Below are 16,632 nucleotides of genomic sequence, written 5' to 3' on the forward strand. Positions count from 1 at the left end.
TAACTGACTATGCTAAGTCCCAGACGAACGAAATTCCGCAAACAACAACGCGGACGACTAACCGGAATGGCTTATCGTGGCAATACCCTCAACTTTGGAGAATTTGCCCTACAAGCAACCGAACCCTGTTGGATCACCTCCCGTCAAATTGAAGCAGCCCGACGCGCTATGACTCGTTATATCCGGCGGGGCGGTAAAATTTGGATTCGTATTTTTCCAGATAAACCAGTAACTCAACGTGCGGCTGAAACCCGTATGGGTTCTGGTAAAGGCTCTCCCGAATTCTGGGTAGCCGTCGTTAAACCAGGACGCATCATGTTTGAAATTTCTGGAGTTACTGAAGAAATTGCTCGTGAAGCAATGCGTCTAGCGGCTCAGAAATTGCCGATCAAAACCAAATTTATTAGCCGTGAGGAGGAGTATAACTAATATGGCTCTACCTAAAATCGAAGATGCTAGAAAACTAAGCGATGAAGAAATTAGCGAAGAAATTACTAGCACTAAGAAAAAACTATTTCAACTGAGGCTACAACAAGCCACCCGACGTTTAGAAAAAACTCATGAATTTAAACATACTAAGCATCGACTTGGCCAACTTCTTACCGTAGAACACGAACGTAAACTGGGTAAAAACAATAAAGCTTTAGCTACTACCGTAACTACTGAGGAGAATTAAACAAGACATGGCAGTAAAAGAAAGAGTGGGAGTCGTCGTCAGCGACAAAATGGATAAAACCGTTGTTGTGGCTATTGAGAACCGTTCTCCTCACCCAAAATATCAAAAAATCGTAGTGAATACCAAACGGTACAAAGCACACGACGAAGAAAATCAGTGTAAAACAGGCGATCGCGTCCGCATTCGGGAAACTAGACCTTTGAGTAAAACCAAACGTTGGGTCGTCGCAGAAATTATTAACCTGCATCAAACAACTACATAACGCTTATTTTTAGCGATTTGGAGAACGAAAAGTGATTCAACAACAAACTTATCTTAATGTGGCAGACAATAGCGGAGCAAGAAAGCTAATGTGTCTGCGGGTTCTTAGTACAGGGAACTGTACTTATGGCGGTATCGGTGACGAAATCATCGCCGTTGTTAAAGATGCGATCCCCAATATGCCCGTCAAAAAATCTGATGTTGTAAAAGCGGTTATCGTCCGCACTAAACAAGCCGTCAGACGAGAAAGCGGTATGAGTATTCGCTTTGATGATAATGCTGCTGTCATTATTAACAATGATGGGAACCCCAAAGGAACTCGCGTGTTTGGGCCAGTTGCCCGGGAATTACGCGACAAAAATTACACTAAAATTGTTTCGCTGGCTCCCGAAGTCATTTAAACAGGGGTAAAAAAATGAGTACAAAAAGTAATAAAAAAAATGCCAAGCCCCAACCTCAAAAAATGCACGTCAAAAAAGGCGACACCGTTCAGGTGATCACAGGACGTGATAAAGGAAAAGTGGGCGAAATTATTAAAACTTTACCCCAGTTAAGCAAAGTGGTTGTTAAAGGGGTAAATATCACAACTAAACACATGAAACCTCGCCAAGAGGGGGAATCAGGGCAAATCCTCACTTATGAGTCTCCCATTCACAGTTCTAATGTGATGCTCTATTCCAACAAAGAAAAAATCGCCAGCAGAATTAGCTACACCTTTACCGAAGACGGGAAAAAAGTGCGTATGCTCAAAAAAACTGGCGAAATAATCGATTAAACCGTTTTTCGGTTGATCAATTAAAACTAATTACTGTCTCCTGACCAAGCCCAGGAAAATAGAGGAAACTTTTAAACAATGGCTCAACGACTCAAACAAATCTATCAAGATACGATCGCCCCTAAATTAACTGAACAATTTGGCTACAAAAACGTTCACGAAGTCCCAAAAGTGATAAAAGTGACCGTTAACCGAGGACTCGGTGAAGCGTCGCAAAATGCGAAAGCTCTAGAATCTTCCCTTAAAGAACTAGCGACCATCACTGGACAACAACCAGTCGTGACTCGTGCGAAAAAAGCGATCGCCGGTTTTAAAATTCGTGAAGGAATGCCCGTCGGTGTGATGGTAACCCTCCGTTCCGATCGGATGTACGCTTTTCTTGATCGTTTTATGAATTTAGCTTTGCCTCGTATTCGTGACTTTCGTGGCGTTAGTGGCAATAGCTTCGATGGACGGGGCAACTACAGTATTGGCATCCGCGAACAATTGATCTTTCCTGAAATTCAATACGACAGCATCGATCAAATTCGGGGCATGGATATTTCGATTATCACCACCGCCAAAACTGATGAAGAAGGTCGAGCCCTCCTCAAAGAAATGGGTATGCCCTTCCGTAGTACAGACGCAACATAACGTGTCTACTAGACGTGATCAACCACGTCTCTACTCATTCCTTTCATCCGTGACCTCAAGTACTAAGGAGAAACCAACAGGTAATAATGGCATCTAACGACACTATATCGGATATGCTCACTCGGATTCGCAACGCTTGTTCTGTGCGACATCCTACAACTTCTGTGCCAACCACCAAAATGACACTGAGCATTGCTAAAGTTCTTAAAGCAGAAGGCTTTATTGAAGACTACTCTGAAACAGGCGAAGGAATTACTAAACAACTTGTAATTTCCTTAAAATACAAAGGACGTAACCGTCAACCCATTATCAGCACTCTTCAACGAGTCAGCAAACCAGGATTAAGAGTGTATAAAAATAGCAAAGACATCCCCCGTGTCCTTGGTGGGATCGGTATTGCCATTGTTTCTACCTCAAACGGCATTATGACCGATCGAGAAGCCCGCGCTTCAAACGTTGGGGGTGAAATCCTCTGTTACATTTGGTAATTTTTCAACAGGTAACTAAAAACTATGTCTCGTATTGGTAAACGACCAATTCTCATTCCTGACAAGGTTTCTGTCACCATTAACGGCTCTCATGTCACCGTTAAAGGTCCTAAAGGAACCTTAGAACGAACCTTACCTGAACGAATCATCATTGAACAGGAAGGAAACACAATCAATGTCGTACGCGCTGATGAATCTCGCGTCGCTAGAGAAAGACACGGCCTCTGTCGTACCCTTATCTCAAACATGGTCGAAGGAGTTTCCAAAGGTTTTGAAAAACGCCTCGATATTCAAGGGGTCGGTTATCGGGCTCAAGCTCAAGGTGGAACCAAAATTACCCTCAACGTCGGCTATAGCAAGCCCGTTGAAATGCCTATGCCAGCAGGGGTACAAGTGAGTGTCGAAAATAACACCCAAGTTATCGTCAGTGGCATTAATAAAGAAGAAGTAGGGAACACCGCCGCGAAAATTCGTGAAGTACGCCCCCCCGAACCATACAAAGGTAAAGGGATTCGTTATCAAGGCGAATTTGTTAGACGTAAAGCTGGTAAGACAGGTAAGAAATAATCATGAAAATGACCCGCAAAGAATCATTAGCCCGTCGCCATCGACGGATACGCAAAAAAGTAAACGGTACTCCAGAACGTCCCCGTTTGTGCGTTTTTCGGTCAAACAACCACATCTACGCCCAAGTGATCGACGATACGGCGAGTCATACTCTCGCTGCTGCTTCGACCAATGAACCCGTTATGAGAGAGAAACTATCGTCTGGTGCAACAAAAGAAGCGAGCGCCGAAGTGGGTCGCTTAGTCGCTAAACGAGCCTTAGATAAAGGGATAGAACAAGTTGTTTTTGACAGAGGTGGCAACATCTATCACGGTCGGATCAAATCTTTAGCCGACGCAGCAAGAGAAGCTGGGTTGAATTTCTAACATCAGGTGAAATTATGGCAAAACGTCAAAGAAAAAACGACAAAAAAGAAAAAGAAACCAACTGGCAAGAGCGAGTTATTCAAATTCGCCGTGTTAGTAAAGTAGTCAAAGGCGGTAAAAAACTTAGCTTTCGTGCGATCGTTGTTGTCGGTAATGAAGGCGGACAAGTCGGTGTAGGAGTCGGAAAAGCCAGTGATGTCATCGGAGCAGTTCGTAAAGGCGTTGCTGATGGCAAAAAACAACTTATCGATATTTCTCTGACCAAAGCAAGCTCTATTACCCACATCTCAACTGGTGCATCGGGTGGAGCTAAAGTCATTATGCGACCTGCTGCACCTGGTACTGGGGTAATTGCTGGGGGTGCGGTTCGGACAGTTCTAGAATTAGCTGGCGTGAAAAATATTCTCGCTAAACAACTAGGTTCTAATAACCCGCTTAATAATGCTAGAGCCGCGATTAATGCCCTAGAATCCGTTCGCTCCTTTACTGATGTCGCCGCTGAACGGGGTCTACCTGTAGAACACCTTTATACTTAAAGAAAAATCATGCTGAATTTAAACGAATTAGCACCCAAGGAAGGGTCTAAAAAGCGTCGTCGTCGCGTGGGTCGCGGGATTAGTGCCGGACAAGGTGCAAGCTGTGGTTTTGGAATGCGGGGACAAAAATCTCGTTCAGGTTCAGGGACTAGACCTGGCTTTGAAGGGGGTCAAATGCCTTTGTATCGTCGTCTGCCCAAGCTGAAACATTTTCCTCTGGTTAATCAAAAGCATTACACCATTATTAATGTTGGTAAACTCGCCAATTTAGCGGCATCGACAGAAGTTACTTTAGACTCTTTGATGAAAGAGGGTATTGTTACAACCAATGACGGACCCCTCAAAATTTTAGGACACGGCGATCTTAATGTCGCTTTGACAGTGAAAGCGGCTGCTTTTAGTGAGTCGGCCAAAGAAAAAATCACCGCCGCCGGAGGCAGTTGGGAAGTGATTGAAGCATAACCGATCGCGGAGCAATCCGTATATCATAAAAAAGAAGGGGAAATCTTAAAAAAATATAATCGTTTCCACTGCTACAAAATCATTTGTCAAAAAAAACATTAGAGGTAGCCATTAATGGTCGTCAGTCGAGATAAAACTCCCACGGCGCAAGAAACCTTTTTGCAAATGGCGCAAGCGGCTGGCTTGAGAGGTCGGCTGCTTGTTACCCTTGGATTACTTGTATTAGTTCGTTTAGGTATTTTTATTCCTTTACCTGGAATTGATCGGACTAAATTTTTGTCATTGATCCAAGGCAATGCGGCATTAGGTTTTTTAGATATTTTTACTGGAGGCGGTTTGTCTACCCTAGGGATCTTTGCCCTAGGAATTTTGCCATATATCAACGCATCGATTATCATGCAGTTGCTGACTCAGGCGATCCCCTCATTAGAAGATTTACAGAAAAATGAAGGTGAAGCAGGACGACGCAAAATCTCCCAAATTACTCGCTATGTGGCTTTGGGTTGGGCAATTATTCAAAGTTTAGGCATTGCGATCGGATTACTCGCCTCTAATGGCATTATTAATAATGAATTCTACCCGATTGCTGCTACGGTAATTGCTCTAACGGCTGGTTCGATGTTCGTTATGTGGATCTCAGAATTAATCACAGAACGAGGCATCGGTAACGGGGCATCTTTATTAATTTTTGTGAACATTGTCGCCGTTTTGCCGAAAACTCTTGGTGATACGATTACTTATGCTCAACAAGGTGGACGACAAGCGATCGCTCAGGTCGTGATTCTTTTATTAGTCTTCTTTGCTATGATCATCGGGATCGTTTTTGTTCAAGAAGGAACACGACGAATTCCAATTGTCTCAGCCCGTCGTCAAGTCGGCGGCCGTGTTTACCGCGAACGAGCTAACTATCTTCCGTTACGTCTCAATCAAGGTGGTGTCATGCCAATTATTTTCGCCTCAGCCGTCTTGATTTTGCCCTATCAACTCGCCCGCAGTATTCCGTCTGGAAACGCTGTCGGTGAAGTCATCGCTAAAGTTGCTAATGTTTTAAGTCCTGGCAGTTGGGCTTATATTTTGTTTTACTGCTTGATGATTTTCTTCTTTAGTTATTTTTATTCATCTTTGATCGTTAACCCGAAAGATATGTCCCAAAACTTGAAAAAAATGGGAACCAGTATTCCAGGGATTCGACCAGGGACAGCCACTAGCACTTATTTAGAAGGGGTTCTCAATCGTTTAACTTTTCTTGGTGCTATCTTTTTAAGTTTGGTCGCTACTCTGCCGAGTTTAGTCGAAAGAGCAACAAATGTACCAACTTTTCAAGGATTTGGGGCCACTTCTCTCTTAATTTTGGTTGGCGTAGCTATTGATACTGCAAAACAGATTCAAACTTATGTTATTTCCCAACGTTATGAAGGCATGATTAAACAATAATTAGTAGCTTTGGGGGTGGGTTTAATCCTACCCTTTTGCTTATCTAAAAAATTTTTGTCTTGTTACGGCTCAATTTTATCTAATAACACCATTTATATCTAGGTTTTTCAATGACAAAAGGCGTAATTTTTTTAGGTCCTCCTGGTTCGGGAAAAGGAACACAAGCCGAGATCTTAGCTGAATTGTTAAATATTCCACATATTTCGACTGGAGAAATTCTTAGAAGTGCGATCGCTAACTCTACGCCTCTAGGACAAAAAGCTAAAAGCTATATGGATCAAGGCGAATTGGTTCCTAATGAGCTAATTCTTAATTTAGTTCGAGAACGTCTACATTGTGATGATACCCATCAAGGTTGGATTTTAGACGGCTTTCCTCGCAGTGTTTCCCAAGCCGCATTTTTAGAGCATATTTTAAATGAAATTAACTATACTTCCCCTTGTGTCATTGATTTAGAAGTTCCTGATGAAATTTTAATTACACGTCTTTTAAGTCGAGGTCGTCAAGATGATACCGAAGAAACGATTCGACGACGTTTAGAAGTTTATCAGGCGCAAACTGCGCCTGTAACCGATTACTATCGCCAAAAAGGGACTTTACATATAGTTGATGGAAACCGACTGCCTGAAGAAGTTACCCAAACCTTAAAAGACATCGTACAAAATTAAGCTACAAACTTAAGCTACAAACTTAAGCCGATCGTCTAAATTATAAGTCTGGTGTGGTGTAAAGTAAAATTTTGCTAAGATCAATTAAGACGGATTTGCTCTTATAGGTAAATTTTGCTGATTTTTACCAAATACCTTTTCTAGTTTCTCCGTAATTTATATTTTAAACCGAGGAATTACATTTTGTCCAAACAAGACTTAATTGAAATGGAAGGAACGGTTACCGAATCCTTACCTAATGCGATGTTTCGAGTAGATTTAGATAATGGCTTTAACGTCTTAGCCCATATTTCAGGCAAGATCCGCCGGAACTATATCAAAATTTTACCAGGCGATCGGGTTAAAGTCGAACTAACCCCCTATGACCTCAGCAAAGGTAGAATTACTTATCGACTAAAAAACAAAAAATAAATTTTTTCTTCTTTAACTCAAATTAAAAAATAATTTTGTTATGTAAGATGACATCTACCCTACTTTACTGATATAATAAGAAGCTTGCAGTGTTGCCATTTATTGATTAGGCATGAAAGTTAGAGCATCAGTGAAAAAAATGTGTGACAAGTGCCGTGTCATCAGACGACGCGGTCGTGTCATGGTAATTTGTACTAACCCCAAACATAAACAGCGTCAAGGTTAGTTAATTACAACAATAAACGATCGTCAAGGTTATAGACAACAAAAACAAAAAAACAAAGGGAGAAATAGCGCGTGGCAAGGATCTCAGGTGTAGACTTACCCCGCGATAAGCGTGTGGAAATCGCACTAACTTATCTATACGGGATTGGTCTAACTCGTTCACAAGAAGTATTAGAAAAAACAGGGGTCAATCCAGACACCCGAGTCAAAGATCTAACAGACGAAGAAGTTGCCAATCTTCGATCATACATTGAAACCAACTTTCAAATCGAAGGGGATTTGAGACGGTTGGAAGCAATGAACATTAAGCGGCTGGCCGACATTGGCACTTATCGAGGTCGTCGCCACCGTTTAGGGCTACCGGTACGAGGACAACGAACCCGAACAAACGCCCGAACTCGTCGAGGCAGACGGGTAACCGTTGCTGGTAAGAAAAAAGCACCAGCTAAGAAATAAATCTTTGTTGACTCTATCTAGTTCCTTAATAATAAGAAAAGTACTATGGCGCGACCAACTAAAAAAAGTGGGCCGAAAAAAGCGAAAAAAAACGTACCAAACGGCGTTGCTCATATTCAGTCCACTTTCAATAACACAATTGTTACTATCTCAGATACCAAAGGAGATGTCATTTCTTGGGCTTCTGCTGGCTCAAGCGGCTTCAAAGGAGCCAAAAAAGGAACCCCCTTCGCGGCTCAAACCGCAGCCGACAACGCAGGCAAAAGAGCAATGGAACAGGGAATGCGTCAGCTAGAAGTGATGGTGAGCGGGCCAGGAGCAGGACGAGAAACCGCCATTCGGGCTTTGCAGGGGGTTGGAATCGAAATTACTTTAATTCGTGATGTAACACCAATTCCTCACAATGGCTGTCGTCCCCCGAAACGGAGAAGAGTCTAAAGATTAGTCATTGATCATCAGTCATAAATGAGTACTTTTCTCACTCATGACAATCATACGGTCATGCAAATCGTACTCATACGGCAAACTAGGGAGGTCATGCGGTGGCGCAATTTCAAATTGAATGTGTAGAGTCAAAAACTCACAAAAATCAAAGTCAGTATAGTAAATTTGTTCTAGAGCCTCTCGAACGTGGACAAGGAACAACAGTCGGTAACGCTCTAAGACGGGTGTTATTGTCCAACTTAGAAGGGGCAGCCGTTACAGCAATTCGGATCGCTGGGGTCAATCATGAATTTGCTACAGTTGATGGCGTACGCGAAGATGTCATGGAACTCATGCTCAACATGAAAGAAGTCGTCTTCAAAAGTCATACCCATCAATCGCAAATTGGGCGTTTAGTTGCAACAGGACCCGCAACCGTGGTCGCTGGACAATTTGAAATTCCTTCAGAAGTAGAAATTGTTGATCCCAACCAATACGTCGCTACCTTGGCCGAAGGGTCTAAGCTAGAAATGGAATTCCGCGTCGAAAAAGGGAAAGGCTATCGAGCGATCGAGCGGGGCAAAGATGAAAACACTTCTCTCGATTTCCTACAAATTGACTCGGTTTTCATGCCTGTTACAAAAGTCAATTACAGCGTAGAGGATATTCGCGGAGACGGCATCCAACCCAAAGATCGACTGATTTTAGAAATTTGGACGAACGGCAGCGTTAACCCCAAAGAAGCCTTATCCCAAGCCTCGGAAATTGTCGTCGGTTTGTTTAATCCTCTAAAAGATCTTAACGAACTCGATACCATTCAACCAGACTATCAAGACGACGTTAACCCAGAAAGCCAAATCCCCATCGAAGAACTACAGCTATCGGTCAGAGCGTATAACTGTCTAAAACGCGCTCAAATCAACACTGTAGCCGATCTCCTCGATTACAGTCAAGAAGACCTTTTAGAGATCAAAAACTTTGGTCAAAAATCGGCTGAAGAAGTGATCGAAGCCCTACAAAAACGGCTAGGAATCACACTCCCTCAAGAAAAAACAAAACCATAACATCCTCATCTTATTAACAGTCGGAGAAAGGAACATGCGTCATCGCTGTCGAGTACCTCAATTAGGACTACCGGCGGATCAACGTAAAGCGCTATTGCGAGCTTTAGCAACTGAAGTGATTCGTCACGGTCAAATCAAAACCACCAAAATTAGAGCCAAAGCGGTTCAAAGTGAAGTGGAAAGAATGATTACCTTAGCTAAAGATGGCTCTCTCGCCGCTCGACGAGAAGCCTTAAGCTATATATACGATAAACAACTCGTACATCGTCTATTTGAACAAGCAAAAGAACGCTATGGCAACCGTAATGGCGGCTATACTCGCGTGATTCGGACTATTTCCCGACGGGGAGATAATGCCGAAATGGCCATTTTAGAACTCGTATAATACACAAAAGCGATCGAATGTTGACAGCCACGATCAAACCAAGTGAACGTGTCGCCCTAGTTATTCAATATCTGGGGACGCATTTTTATGGGTGGCAACGTCAACCGAATCGTCGTAGTGTTCAAGAAGAAATAGAAACAGCGATCGCAAATGTTTTAAATCATCCCGTTACCCTTCATGGGGCGGGAAGAACCGATACCGGTGTTCATGCTGCGGCTCAAGTCGCCCACTTTGATCATAACAGTCCGATTCCCGCCTTTTCTTGGGCAAATGTCTTAAATGCGAAGGTGAGCGATGATATAGTCATCCGAGCTTCAGAGCGAGTCTCCCCATCTTGGCACGCTCGTTTTGATGCCCTCTGGCGACGTTATCGATACACAATTTATACCGGTAAACGGCCAAACCTGTTCATAAAACCCTATAGCTGGCACTACTACCGCGAACCAATAGAAAGCGAACTCATGAAAGCTGCTCTCTTTCCCCTACTGGGAAAGCATGATTTAGCAGCGTTTCAGAAAGCTGGCTCTCATCGTCAGCACTCTTGGGTCGAGATCCAAGACGTAGAATGTCAACGCAATGGTTCATTGATTCGTCTAGAAATCCAAGCTAATGGCTTTTTATACGGAATGGTCCGGTTACTCGTAGGTATGCTCGTAGAAGTCGGGAGTGGTAAGCGATCGCTAGACAACTTTACTCAAATATGGCTTAACGGGCGACGGGAAGAAGTTAAATACTCGGCCCCAGCAAAAGGCTTATGCTTATTGCGAGTCGGTTATCCTGAATTTCCCTTCCCTGACCATCTTTGGTATGATACTCAACCGTTATTTAGTTTGCATGAGTCTAACTCACAATGAACAAAACACCTCTACCTAATCTCAATACCTTAGAAAAAAAATGGTATGTCATCGACGCGGCTGATCAACGCTTAGGCCGTCTCGCCTCCGAAATTGCCATGATTCTGCGGGGCAAAAATAAACCCACTTATACCCCTCACTTAGATACAGGGGATTTTGTGATCGTCATTAACGCTCAAAAAGTCGTTGTCACTGGCAAAAAATCTGAACAAAAACTCTATCGCCGTGACTCCGGTCGTCCTGGTGGTATGAAAGTTGAAACCTTTAATAAACTACAAGCTCGTCTTCCAGAACGAATTATCGAACACGCCGTTAAAGGAATGTTGCCGAAAAATACTTTAGGCCGTCAACTGTTTACCAAACTTAAAGTTTATGCGGGTGGAAGTCATCCGCATCAAGCCCAAAGCCCCTCAAATTTAGTCCTTAATACCATTCCAGGTGGAGAAAACTAATGCAAGCCGCAGATCCTAAAGATAGAGTCGTTTACTGGGGAACTGGTCGCCGTAAATCTTCCGTTGCTAGAGTTCGTCTAGTACCTGGAACTGGACAAATCATCGTTAATGGTCGTCCTGGAGAAATCCACTTTAACCGTCTTCCTAACTATATTCAGTCAGTTAAAGCACCTCTAGAAACCCTAGGTTTAGAGAATGAATACGATATTATCGTTAAAGCAGAAGGTGGCGGTTTAACTGGTCAGTCGGACGCAGTAAAACTCGGTGTAGCTCGTGCTTTGTGTCAACTGGCTCCCGAAAACCGTCAACCTCTAAAAACAGAAGGGTATCTAACTCGTGACCCCAGAGCAAAAGAGCGGAAAAAATACGGTTTACACAAAGCTCGTAAAGCTCCTCAATACTCTAAACGATAAAATAGATTTAAGAAGGAGGACAAAAAAACAATGCCTAAAACTGATATTCATCCAACTTGGTATCCTGAAGCCAAAGTCATTTGTAATGGCGAAGTCGTCATGACTGTTGGTTCAACCCAACCTGAAATTCATGTTGAAGTCTGGTCGGGAAATCATCCCTTTTTCACGGGAACGCAAAAAATTATTGACGCGGAAGGAAGAGTCGATCGCTTTCTTCGTAAATACGGTATGGGTGATAAAAGCGCACAAAAAACCCCTAAAGCTCCTAAAGCCGATAAAAAATAGCTTATTTTTATCTTTTAGAAAACCCAGTGGTTACAAGACTGCTGGGTTAGTCCTATTCTTAGAAAATTCATTAAATTAATTTAATTTTTGGTTACTGAAAATGGCTGAAACATATTTACTCGAAAAACTCAAATCAGTTGAACAAACTTATCAAGAATTAACCAGGCGCTTGGCTGATCCAGACATTGCCACGAAACCTGGTGAACTCCAAAAAGTCGCTAAAGTTCGTTCATCACTCGAAGAAACCGCCCTAACCTACGACATCTGGAAAAAAACTCAAGAAGACTTAAACGGCGCAAGACAGATCTATAAAGAATCAGTCAACGATCCCGAATTAAAAGAAATGGCAGCTTTAGAAGTTACAGAACTCGAAGAAAAACTAGCCGAGTTGGAAGATAACCTCAAAATTTTACTGCTTCCTAAAGACCCTAACGATGAAAAAAATATCATGTTAGAAATTCGGGCCGGTACAGGTGGTGATGAAGCGGGTATTTGGGCTGGTGACTTAGTGCGAATGTACTCACGATATGCTGAATCTCAAAACTGGAAAGTACACCTCGTGAGTGAATCACTAGCCGATATGGGAGGCTTTAAAGAAGCAATTCTCGAAATTAAAGGCGAAAAAGTTTACAGCAAGCTGAAATTTGAAGCAGGGGTTCATCGTGTACAACGAGTTCCTTTAACCGAAGCAGGTGGAAGGGTTCATACTTCAACCGCGACAGTGGCTATTATGCCAGAAGTTGATGATGTAGAAGTTCATATTGATCCCAAAGATATCGAACTTACGACGGCTCGATCAGGTGGCGCAGGTGGACAAAACGTCAACAAAGTAGAAACGGCGGTCGATTTAATGCACAAACCAACGGGAATACGAATCTTTTGTACTGAGGAGCGATCGCAACTTCAAAACCGTGAACGCGCTATGCAGATCTTACGAGCTAAACTGTATGAATTAAAATTACGGGAACAACAAGAAGCAGTGACCTCGATGCGACGCTCTCAAGTTGGAACCGGCTCAAGATCCGAAAAAATACGGACTTATAACTATAAAGATAACCGAGTTACCGATCACCGTCTCTCACAAAACTTTGATCTAGGCGCAGCTTTAGAAGGCAAAATTGATGAGATGATTCAATCTTGTATCGGAAAAGACCAACAAGAACAGTTAGCCGAGTTAGCCACTTCTCCTGAAACCGCCGGCGCTTTTAACTAAGCTTGTTTACCGCTTTCGCCTTTAATAACTGCCGCACCGATTAAATGGGCTAATCTTAAAGCTTCAGGTACATGACCGCGATCTGTCAAAGAATTTAAAACTGATGCGATCGTATTGGGGGTGTCTCCTTGTACCTGAAAATAAAACGGCGGATACCCATAAATTTCGCCAGCACGTTGTAAAATTTCCCATCGTTTTTCAGGAAAAGGCAAACGGGATAAAGCAAATTTCATTTTATCTAAATCGGGGAGCGATCTCATTAGTGCCACACAAGGTAAATTTAACGTCCGGGATAACAACGGCAGATCGATCACATTAAATCCCCCTAAACAGATGCCGTCTAGCAAAATGAGATGAAGTTGGGGTAAAAACTTGCTTTTGCTTAACCATTTACAGAGTTGTTCGGTTCCATCCCATCCATCCGCCTCGACTTCTCCCCAAAGCATCCCCTCAAAACGAGTATTACCACAGATCACGCCCGCTACTCCTACTGGTTGTCCTGATCCTCGTACAAAAGGTGCATCGTCGAAGCCAATAACGCGAATAGTCCGCCTCAATCTTAATAATTCTTCTAATTTCATCTTTAATGAGTCGTGTTTTGCCGTTATCCTTGATCGCGCTTGAGTAATGATTAAAGTTCCACTACATATGTATTACCATCGATAGTCACCCGATGACCAGTAGTTAGTTTACGTCCGCGTCGTGTTTCCACCATTCCATCGACTAAAACTTCTCCCCCTTGAATGCGGTGTTTAGCTTCACCTCCTGTCTGTACTAAACCTTTCCATTTAAGAAATTGAGCTAGGGTAATGATTGGGGTATCTTCTTGTTTATCTTGGGTCATCGATCAATTTAGTTCTGTTACTGTTTAATTTTAGCCACTGTATCGTCTTTTTCATTCATGCGGCATCTTCCGGATGAGTGCTTTTCTCCTAACCGCTTTTGACGTTGTTCCGTAATTATTGCTAAATTGGGTCTTCCAGTGAGTAAAAGCCTTAAATCTGCCCAAATTCCATAAATAACATCAGCCAAACCTCCAATTATCGGAATTTTTGTCAGCGCGTATACCCAACCCATCCCCAAAACTTCATAAACCCGACGAAAGACCTCAACATTCTTGACTACCGTTCCATCGGGTAATATCCCATGAATACGACCCATTGCCGTCTCATAATCAATTCCACCATTTGCATCGGGTGAATAGTTATCATCAGCAATATCCACAAACGCCACTAAACCGCGTCCCGCATCACGTTGGTTTAAAAAACGGACTTCTCGTAAACAAAGAGGACATTCACCATCGTAGAGTAATTTAATTTTCCAAGATTTAGCCATAGCATCAGACATAAGTTTTATAAGCTTTCAAAATATTTCTCTTAATCTTATTCTTTCAATTTCAACAAATTTTGACAACTATTGGCTACAATACGCGCCATGATCTCTTTCTACAATATTTCTCTTTTTTTCCATTTATGATGGGACTGACATCCCGAAATCGTCTTGTTTATTGTTGTAGTTATACTAACTAACTCATTGCCTTTTTTTTGACTATGAGTCTCAACGGAGCTAAATTTATTACCTTGTTAATAGCAGCAATATTGTTGAGCGTTGCTACCTTCATTGAAACCGATAACCAGACAAAACCTCTTTTAGATAATCAATGGAAAGGAATAAATCAAGTTATTAAAGACTAATTATTTAATATTAGTGAAATTTTTGCTTTAAAAACGGGAATTCTGAGTCATAATCACTTTTTGACTTGATGCCAAATGAAAACAGACTGGCAAGAAATTCGTAGACAGTTCCAAAAAATCTGGGGTTATGATGATTTTCGTTCTCCCCAAGGTGAAATTATTCAGACTTTACTCGCTCGAAAAGATGCTCTCGTTGTTATGCCGACAGGTGGGGGAAAAAGTGTTTGTTTCCAGCTTCCGGCGTTGCTACAGGATGGCTTAACCCTTGTTATTTCTCCTTTAGTCGCATTAATGGAAAATCAAGTACAGGAACTTTGTTCTAAAAAGCTACCGGCTGCATTATTACACAATGAAATTCCTCGCTCTTTACGACAACAAACTTTAAAAGCTATTGAACAACAAACTTTAAGATTACTCTATCTTTCTCCTGAAACGCTTTTTAGTTCTCCAGTTTGGGAAAGAATATCTCAACCCCAGATCAAGATTAATGGTTTGATTTTAGATGAAGCACACTGCCTGACTCAATGGGGCTATACATTTCGCCCATCTTATTGTCGTTTGGGGGTTGTGCGATCGACTTTGCTTAAAAATAAGCCTCTTGGAACTAAAATCGCTGTGGCAGCATTTACGGCAACGGCTGATCCCATCACTCAAAGAATACTCGAAAAAAGCTTACAACTAGAAAATCCAGAAAAATTCTTACTCAGTCCCTATCGTTCCAATTTGGATTTACAAGTTAAGATAAGCCTTTCTCCTCGCTGTCGTCGTCATCAACTGTTACATTTCTTAAAATTGTATCCCAAACAATCGGGTTTAATTTATGTACGGTCACGGCGAGAAAGTGAAGATTTGTTTCAATTGTTACAATCTCTTAACTATAGAACAGCCGCTTATCATGCAGGTTTAAGTTCTGCCCAAAGACGACAAATCGAAAAACAATGGCTAGAAGATCATATTCAGTTTGTGGTTACTACGAGTGCTTTCGGCATGGGTATCAACAAATCTGATGTCCGTTGGATCGTTCATTTTCAAGCACCACAGCTATTATCTGAGTATTTACAAGAGGTAGGTCGAGGCGGCAGAGATGGTAAATTTACCCAAGCCTTAACTTTGATCAGTGAACCTACGGGGATTCTTGATCCGAGCGATCGCCAAAAACAACAATTAATCACAAAGCAAAGACAAAAGCAAACTCAGCAAGCCCAGCAGATCATCTCCAAAATTCCCGTTACTGCAAGAATAGAAAATGTAATTAATCAGTTTCCCTCGGCTGAAATCTCCCTTGCCGTACTTTATAGCCATGAACAACTAGAATGGCTAGATCCTTTTACTTATCGGTTAATAAAAGCTTCTCGTTTAATTTCGCAGCCTATACCTAATTTGATGGCATCTTATTTAACGACGAGAAAATGTCGTTGGCAATTTCTCTTATCATCTTTCGGTTTTTACGGAGAAGCCGAGTATTTTACTTGCGGTCATTGTGATTATTGCCGTAAAAAATAATCATTATAAAATCTTTTCTGTAATCTTACTTAAATAAAATATTTGTTTAAGTATTTTTGCTGTATTTATTTTAAAAATATCTAAAATTCCAATCAATTTCACTAAATAAATAACTTTGTTTACCAAATTACATCTAACTACCCTCAGTATTTTTATTTAATTGTTTTTGCTTGATATTTTTATAATATTTTTTTGGTACTTTATCATGTTTGTTTTTTTTTATACAAACTCTGTTATTTAACACAAAATTATTTTTTATTTGAACATTTTGTGCAATTTTATGTTAGCTAGATTTTTAGATAAATATCTAGATACTATAATCAATTCAATCCTCTAAATTTCCGTGTTTTTACTCTGGCTTATTGCTTTTCTCTTGGTTATACCAGTTG

Annotated in this window: 28 protein-coding genes; 25 read left to right on the forward strand and 3 right to left on the reverse strand. The window is 41.7% G+C overall.

What is annotated here, in order from left to right; all coding sequences use genetic code 11:
• Positions 1-9 precede the first annotated feature (9 nt).
• The 24 genes from rplP (at position 10) to prfA (ending at position 13,046) form a co-directional block, all read left to right on the forward strand.
• Entirely contained in the window at positions 10-429 is a 420-nt protein-coding gene (gene rplP, locus C7H19_RS00965) for a 50S ribosomal protein L16 (RefSeq protein WP_106455011.1), read from the forward strand.
• A 1-nt stretch (position 430) separates the two neighbouring features.
• On the forward strand, positions 431-676 hold the full coding sequence (gene rpmC, locus C7H19_RS00970; RefSeq protein WP_106455012.1) for a 50S ribosomal protein L29: 246 nt from the start codon (positions 431-433) through the stop codon (positions 674-676).
• Between the two features lie 7 nt (positions 677-683).
• Complete coding sequence (gene rpsQ / locus C7H19_RS00975; protein WP_106455013.1) at positions 684-938, forward strand: 30S ribosomal protein S17; 255 nt, start codon at positions 684-686, stop codon at positions 936-938.
• Positions 939-969: 31 nt separating this feature from the next.
• The gene (gene rplN, locus C7H19_RS00980) at positions 970-1,338 is read left to right on the forward strand and encodes a 50S ribosomal protein L14 (protein WP_106455014.1); all 369 of its coding nucleotides are present in this window, start codon (positions 970-972) and stop codon (positions 1,336-1,338) included.
• A gap of 14 nt (positions 1,339-1,352) precedes the next feature.
• On the forward strand, positions 1,353-1,712 hold the full coding sequence (gene rplX, locus C7H19_RS00985; RefSeq protein WP_106455015.1) for a 50S ribosomal protein L24: 360 nt from the start codon (positions 1,353-1,355) through the stop codon (positions 1,710-1,712).
• A gap of 78 nt (positions 1,713-1,790) precedes the next feature.
• A complete protein-coding gene (gene rplE, locus C7H19_RS00990; RefSeq protein ID WP_106455016.1) occupies positions 1,791-2,345 on the forward strand; it encodes a 50S ribosomal protein L5 in 555 nt (184 codons plus the stop codon).
• An 86-nt stretch (positions 2,346-2,431) separates the two neighbouring features.
• Positions 2,432-2,833: a 30S ribosomal protein S8 gene (rpsH, locus tag C7H19_RS00995; RefSeq protein WP_106455017.1), complete on the forward strand. Its 402-nt coding sequence runs from the start codon at positions 2,432-2,434 to the stop codon at positions 2,831-2,833.
• Positions 2,834-2,857: 24 nt separating this feature from the next.
• The gene (gene rplF / locus C7H19_RS01000) at positions 2,858-3,400 is read left to right on the forward strand and encodes a 50S ribosomal protein L6 (protein ID WP_106455018.1); all 543 of its coding nucleotides are present in this window, start codon (positions 2,858-2,860) and stop codon (positions 3,398-3,400) included.
• A 2-nt stretch (positions 3,401-3,402) separates the two neighbouring features.
• Entirely contained in the window at positions 3,403-3,765 is a 363-nt protein-coding gene (rplR, locus tag C7H19_RS01005; RefSeq protein ID WP_106455019.1) for a 50S ribosomal protein L18, read from the forward strand.
• Between the two features lie 14 nt (positions 3,766-3,779).
• Positions 3,780-4,301, forward strand: coding sequence for a 30S ribosomal protein S5 (gene rpsE, locus C7H19_RS01010; protein WP_106455020.1), 522 nt, complete (start codon positions 3,780-3,782; stop codon positions 4,299-4,301).
• Between the two features lie 12 nt (positions 4,302-4,313).
• On the forward strand, positions 4,314-4,763 hold the full coding sequence (gene rplO / locus C7H19_RS01015) for a 50S ribosomal protein L15 (protein ID WP_106455205.1): 450 nt from the start codon (positions 4,314-4,316) through the stop codon (positions 4,761-4,763).
• Positions 4,764-4,877: 114 nt separating this feature from the next.
• Entirely contained in the window at positions 4,878-6,197 is a 1,320-nt protein-coding gene (secY, locus tag C7H19_RS01020) for a preprotein translocase subunit SecY (RefSeq protein ID WP_106455021.1), read from the forward strand.
• Between the two features lie 110 nt (positions 6,198-6,307).
• On the forward strand, positions 6,308-6,865 hold the full coding sequence (locus tag C7H19_RS01025; RefSeq protein WP_106455022.1) for an adenylate kinase: 558 nt from the start codon (positions 6,308-6,310) through the stop codon (positions 6,863-6,865).
• 183 nt (positions 6,866-7,048) lie between these two features.
• Positions 7,049-7,276 carry a translation initiation factor IF-1 gene (gene infA / locus C7H19_RS01030; RefSeq protein ID WP_106455023.1) on the forward strand — a complete coding sequence of 76 codons (228 nt, stop codon included), beginning with the start codon at positions 7,049-7,051 and terminating at the stop codon, positions 7,274-7,276.
• A gap of 112 nt (positions 7,277-7,388) precedes the next feature.
• Complete coding sequence (gene rpmJ, locus C7H19_RS01035) at positions 7,389-7,502, forward strand: 50S ribosomal protein L36 (protein WP_106455024.1); 114 nt, start codon at positions 7,389-7,391, stop codon at positions 7,500-7,502.
• A 71-nt stretch (positions 7,503-7,573) separates the two neighbouring features.
• Positions 7,574-7,957 (forward strand): 30S ribosomal protein S13, encoded by a 384-nt coding sequence (rpsM, locus tag C7H19_RS01040; RefSeq protein WP_106455025.1) that lies wholly within the window; start codon positions 7,574-7,576, stop codon positions 7,955-7,957.
• Between the two features lie 45 nt (positions 7,958-8,002).
• Complete coding sequence (rpsK, locus tag C7H19_RS01045; protein ID WP_106455026.1) at positions 8,003-8,395, forward strand: 30S ribosomal protein S11; 393 nt, start codon at positions 8,003-8,005, stop codon at positions 8,393-8,395.
• Between the two features lie 104 nt (positions 8,396-8,499).
• Complete coding sequence (locus C7H19_RS01050) at positions 8,500-9,444, forward strand: DNA-directed RNA polymerase subunit alpha (RefSeq protein ID WP_106455027.1); 945 nt, start codon at positions 8,500-8,502, stop codon at positions 9,442-9,444.
• A 34-nt stretch (positions 9,445-9,478) separates the two neighbouring features.
• The gene (gene rplQ, locus C7H19_RS01055) at positions 9,479-9,829 is read left to right on the forward strand and encodes a 50S ribosomal protein L17 (protein WP_106455028.1); all 351 of its coding nucleotides are present in this window, start codon (positions 9,479-9,481) and stop codon (positions 9,827-9,829) included.
• Positions 9,830-9,846: 17 nt separating this feature from the next.
• A complete protein-coding gene (gene truA / locus C7H19_RS01060) occupies positions 9,847-10,683 on the forward strand; it encodes a tRNA pseudouridine(38-40) synthase TruA (protein WP_106455029.1) in 837 nt (278 codons plus the stop codon).
• Complete coding sequence (gene rplM, locus C7H19_RS01065) at positions 10,680-11,135, forward strand: 50S ribosomal protein L13 (RefSeq protein WP_106455030.1); 456 nt, start codon at positions 10,680-10,682, stop codon at positions 11,133-11,135. The genes truA and rplM overlap by 4 nt, the downstream gene beginning before the upstream one ends.
• Positions 11,135-11,548, forward strand: coding sequence for a 30S ribosomal protein S9 (rpsI, locus tag C7H19_RS01070; protein ID WP_106455031.1), 414 nt, complete (start codon positions 11,135-11,137; stop codon positions 11,546-11,548). The genes rplM and rpsI overlap by 1 nt, the downstream gene beginning before the upstream one ends.
• Before the next feature lie 30 nt (positions 11,549-11,578).
• Entirely contained in the window at positions 11,579-11,833 is a 255-nt protein-coding gene (gene rpmE / locus C7H19_RS01075; protein ID WP_106455032.1) for a 50S ribosomal protein L31, read from the forward strand.
• Between the two features lie 100 nt (positions 11,834-11,933).
• On the forward strand, positions 11,934-13,046 hold the full coding sequence (gene prfA, locus C7H19_RS01080; RefSeq protein WP_106455033.1) for a peptide chain release factor 1: 1,113 nt from the start codon (positions 11,934-11,936) through the stop codon (positions 13,044-13,046).
• Here the strand turns inward: prfA and C7H19_RS01085 are convergent.
• From C7H19_RS01085 to C7H19_RS01095, 3 genes are read right to left on the reverse strand one after another with little or no spacing between them, the layout of a single operon-like run.
• The gene (locus C7H19_RS01085; RefSeq protein WP_106455034.1) at positions 13,043-13,627 is read right to left on the reverse strand and encodes an endonuclease dU; all 585 of its coding nucleotides are present in this window, start codon (positions 13,625-13,627) and stop codon (positions 13,043-13,045) included. The two genes, prfA and C7H19_RS01085, sit on opposite strands and share 4 nt — an antisense overlap.
• A 50-nt stretch (positions 13,628-13,677) precedes the next feature.
• Positions 13,678-13,890: an RNA-binding S4 domain-containing protein gene (locus C7H19_RS01090; RefSeq protein ID WP_106455035.1), complete on the reverse strand. Its 213-nt coding sequence runs from the start codon at positions 13,888-13,890 to the stop codon at positions 13,678-13,680.
• A 17-nt stretch (positions 13,891-13,907) separates the two neighbouring features.
• Positions 13,908-14,393, reverse strand: a complete 486-nt coding sequence (locus tag C7H19_RS01095; RefSeq protein ID WP_106455036.1) for a thiol-disulfide oxidoreductase DCC family protein — start codon at positions 14,391-14,393, stop codon at positions 13,908-13,910.
• 422 nt (positions 14,394-14,815) lie between these two features.
• Between C7H19_RS01095 and C7H19_RS01100 the strand changes: the two genes are divergently transcribed.
• A complete protein-coding gene (locus tag C7H19_RS01100; RefSeq protein WP_106455037.1) occupies positions 14,816-16,243 on the forward strand; it encodes a RecQ family ATP-dependent DNA helicase in 1,428 nt (475 codons plus the stop codon).
• Positions 16,244-16,632: the final 389 nt, after the last annotated feature.

The sequence above is a fragment of the Aphanothece hegewaldii CCALA 016 genome, from assembly GCF_003007785.1.
Classification (GTDB): domain Bacteria; phylum Cyanobacteriota; class Cyanobacteriia; order Cyanobacteriales; family Microcystaceae; genus Chroococcus; species Chroococcus hegewaldii.

Coding starts and splice junctions, on each gene's coding strand:
- rpmJ (WP_106455024.1), top strand. CDS start 7,389: ATGAAAGTTAGAGCATCAGTGAAAAAAATGTGTGACAAGTGCCGTGTC.
- rpsE (WP_106455020.1), top strand. CDS start 3,780: ATGGCAAAACGTCAAAGAAAAAACGACAAAAAAGAAAAAGAAACCAAC.
- rpsI (WP_106455031.1), top strand. CDS start 11,135: ATGCAAGCCGCAGATCCTAAAGATAGAGTCGTTTACTGGGGAACTGGT.
- rplR (WP_106455019.1), top strand. CDS start 3,403: ATGAAAATGACCCGCAAAGAATCATTAGCCCGTCGCCATCGACGGATA.
- prfA (WP_106455033.1), top strand. CDS start 11,934: ATGGCTGAAACATATTTACTCGAAAAACTCAAATCAGTTGAACAAACT.
- rplF (WP_106455018.1), top strand. CDS start 2,858: ATGTCTCGTATTGGTAAACGACCAATTCTCATTCCTGACAAGGTTTCT.
- rplM (WP_106455030.1), top strand. CDS start 10,680: ATGAACAAAACACCTCTACCTAATCTCAATACCTTAGAAAAAAAATGG.
- rplE (WP_106455016.1), top strand. CDS start 1,791: ATGGCTCAACGACTCAAACAAATCTATCAAGATACGATCGCCCCTAAA.
- rplP (WP_106455011.1), top strand. CDS start 10: ATGCTAAGTCCCAGACGAACGAAATTCCGCAAACAACAACGCGGACGA.
- C7H19_RS01025 (WP_106455022.1), top strand. CDS start 6,308: ATGACAAAAGGCGTAATTTTTTTAGGTCCTCCTGGTTCGGGAAAAGGA.
- rplX (WP_106455015.1), top strand. CDS start 1,353: ATGAGTACAAAAAGTAATAAAAAAAATGCCAAGCCCCAACCTCAAAAA.
- C7H19_RS01090 (WP_106455035.1), bottom strand. CDS start 13,890: ATGACCCAAGATAAACAAGAAGATACCCCAATCATTACCCTAGCTCAA.
- rpmE (WP_106455032.1), top strand. CDS start 11,579: ATGCCTAAAACTGATATTCATCCAACTTGGTATCCTGAAGCCAAAGTC.
- rpsK (WP_106455026.1), top strand. CDS start 8,003: ATGGCGCGACCAACTAAAAAAAGTGGGCCGAAAAAAGCGAAAAAAAAC.
- C7H19_RS01095 (WP_106455036.1), bottom strand. CDS start 14,393: ATGTCTGATGCTATGGCTAAATCTTGGAAAATTAAATTACTCTACGAT.
- rpsH (WP_106455017.1), top strand. CDS start 2,432: ATGGCATCTAACGACACTATATCGGATATGCTCACTCGGATTCGCAAC.
- C7H19_RS01100 (WP_106455037.1), top strand. CDS start 14,816: ATGAAAACAGACTGGCAAGAAATTCGTAGACAGTTCCAAAAAATCTGG.
- rpmC (WP_106455012.1), top strand. CDS start 431: ATGGCTCTACCTAAAATCGAAGATGCTAGAAAACTAAGCGATGAAGAA.
- rplQ (WP_106455028.1), top strand. CDS start 9,479: ATGCGTCATCGCTGTCGAGTACCTCAATTAGGACTACCGGCGGATCAA.
- rpsQ (WP_106455013.1), top strand. CDS start 684: ATGGCAGTAAAAGAAAGAGTGGGAGTCGTCGTCAGCGACAAAATGGAT.
- truA (WP_106455029.1), top strand. CDS start 9,847: ATGTTGACAGCCACGATCAAACCAAGTGAACGTGTCGCCCTAGTTATT.
- C7H19_RS01085 (WP_106455034.1), bottom strand. CDS start 13,627: ATGAAATTAGAAGAATTATTAAGATTGAGGCGGACTATTCGCGTTATT.
- secY (WP_106455021.1), top strand. CDS start 4,878: ATGGTCGTCAGTCGAGATAAAACTCCCACGGCGCAAGAAACCTTTTTG.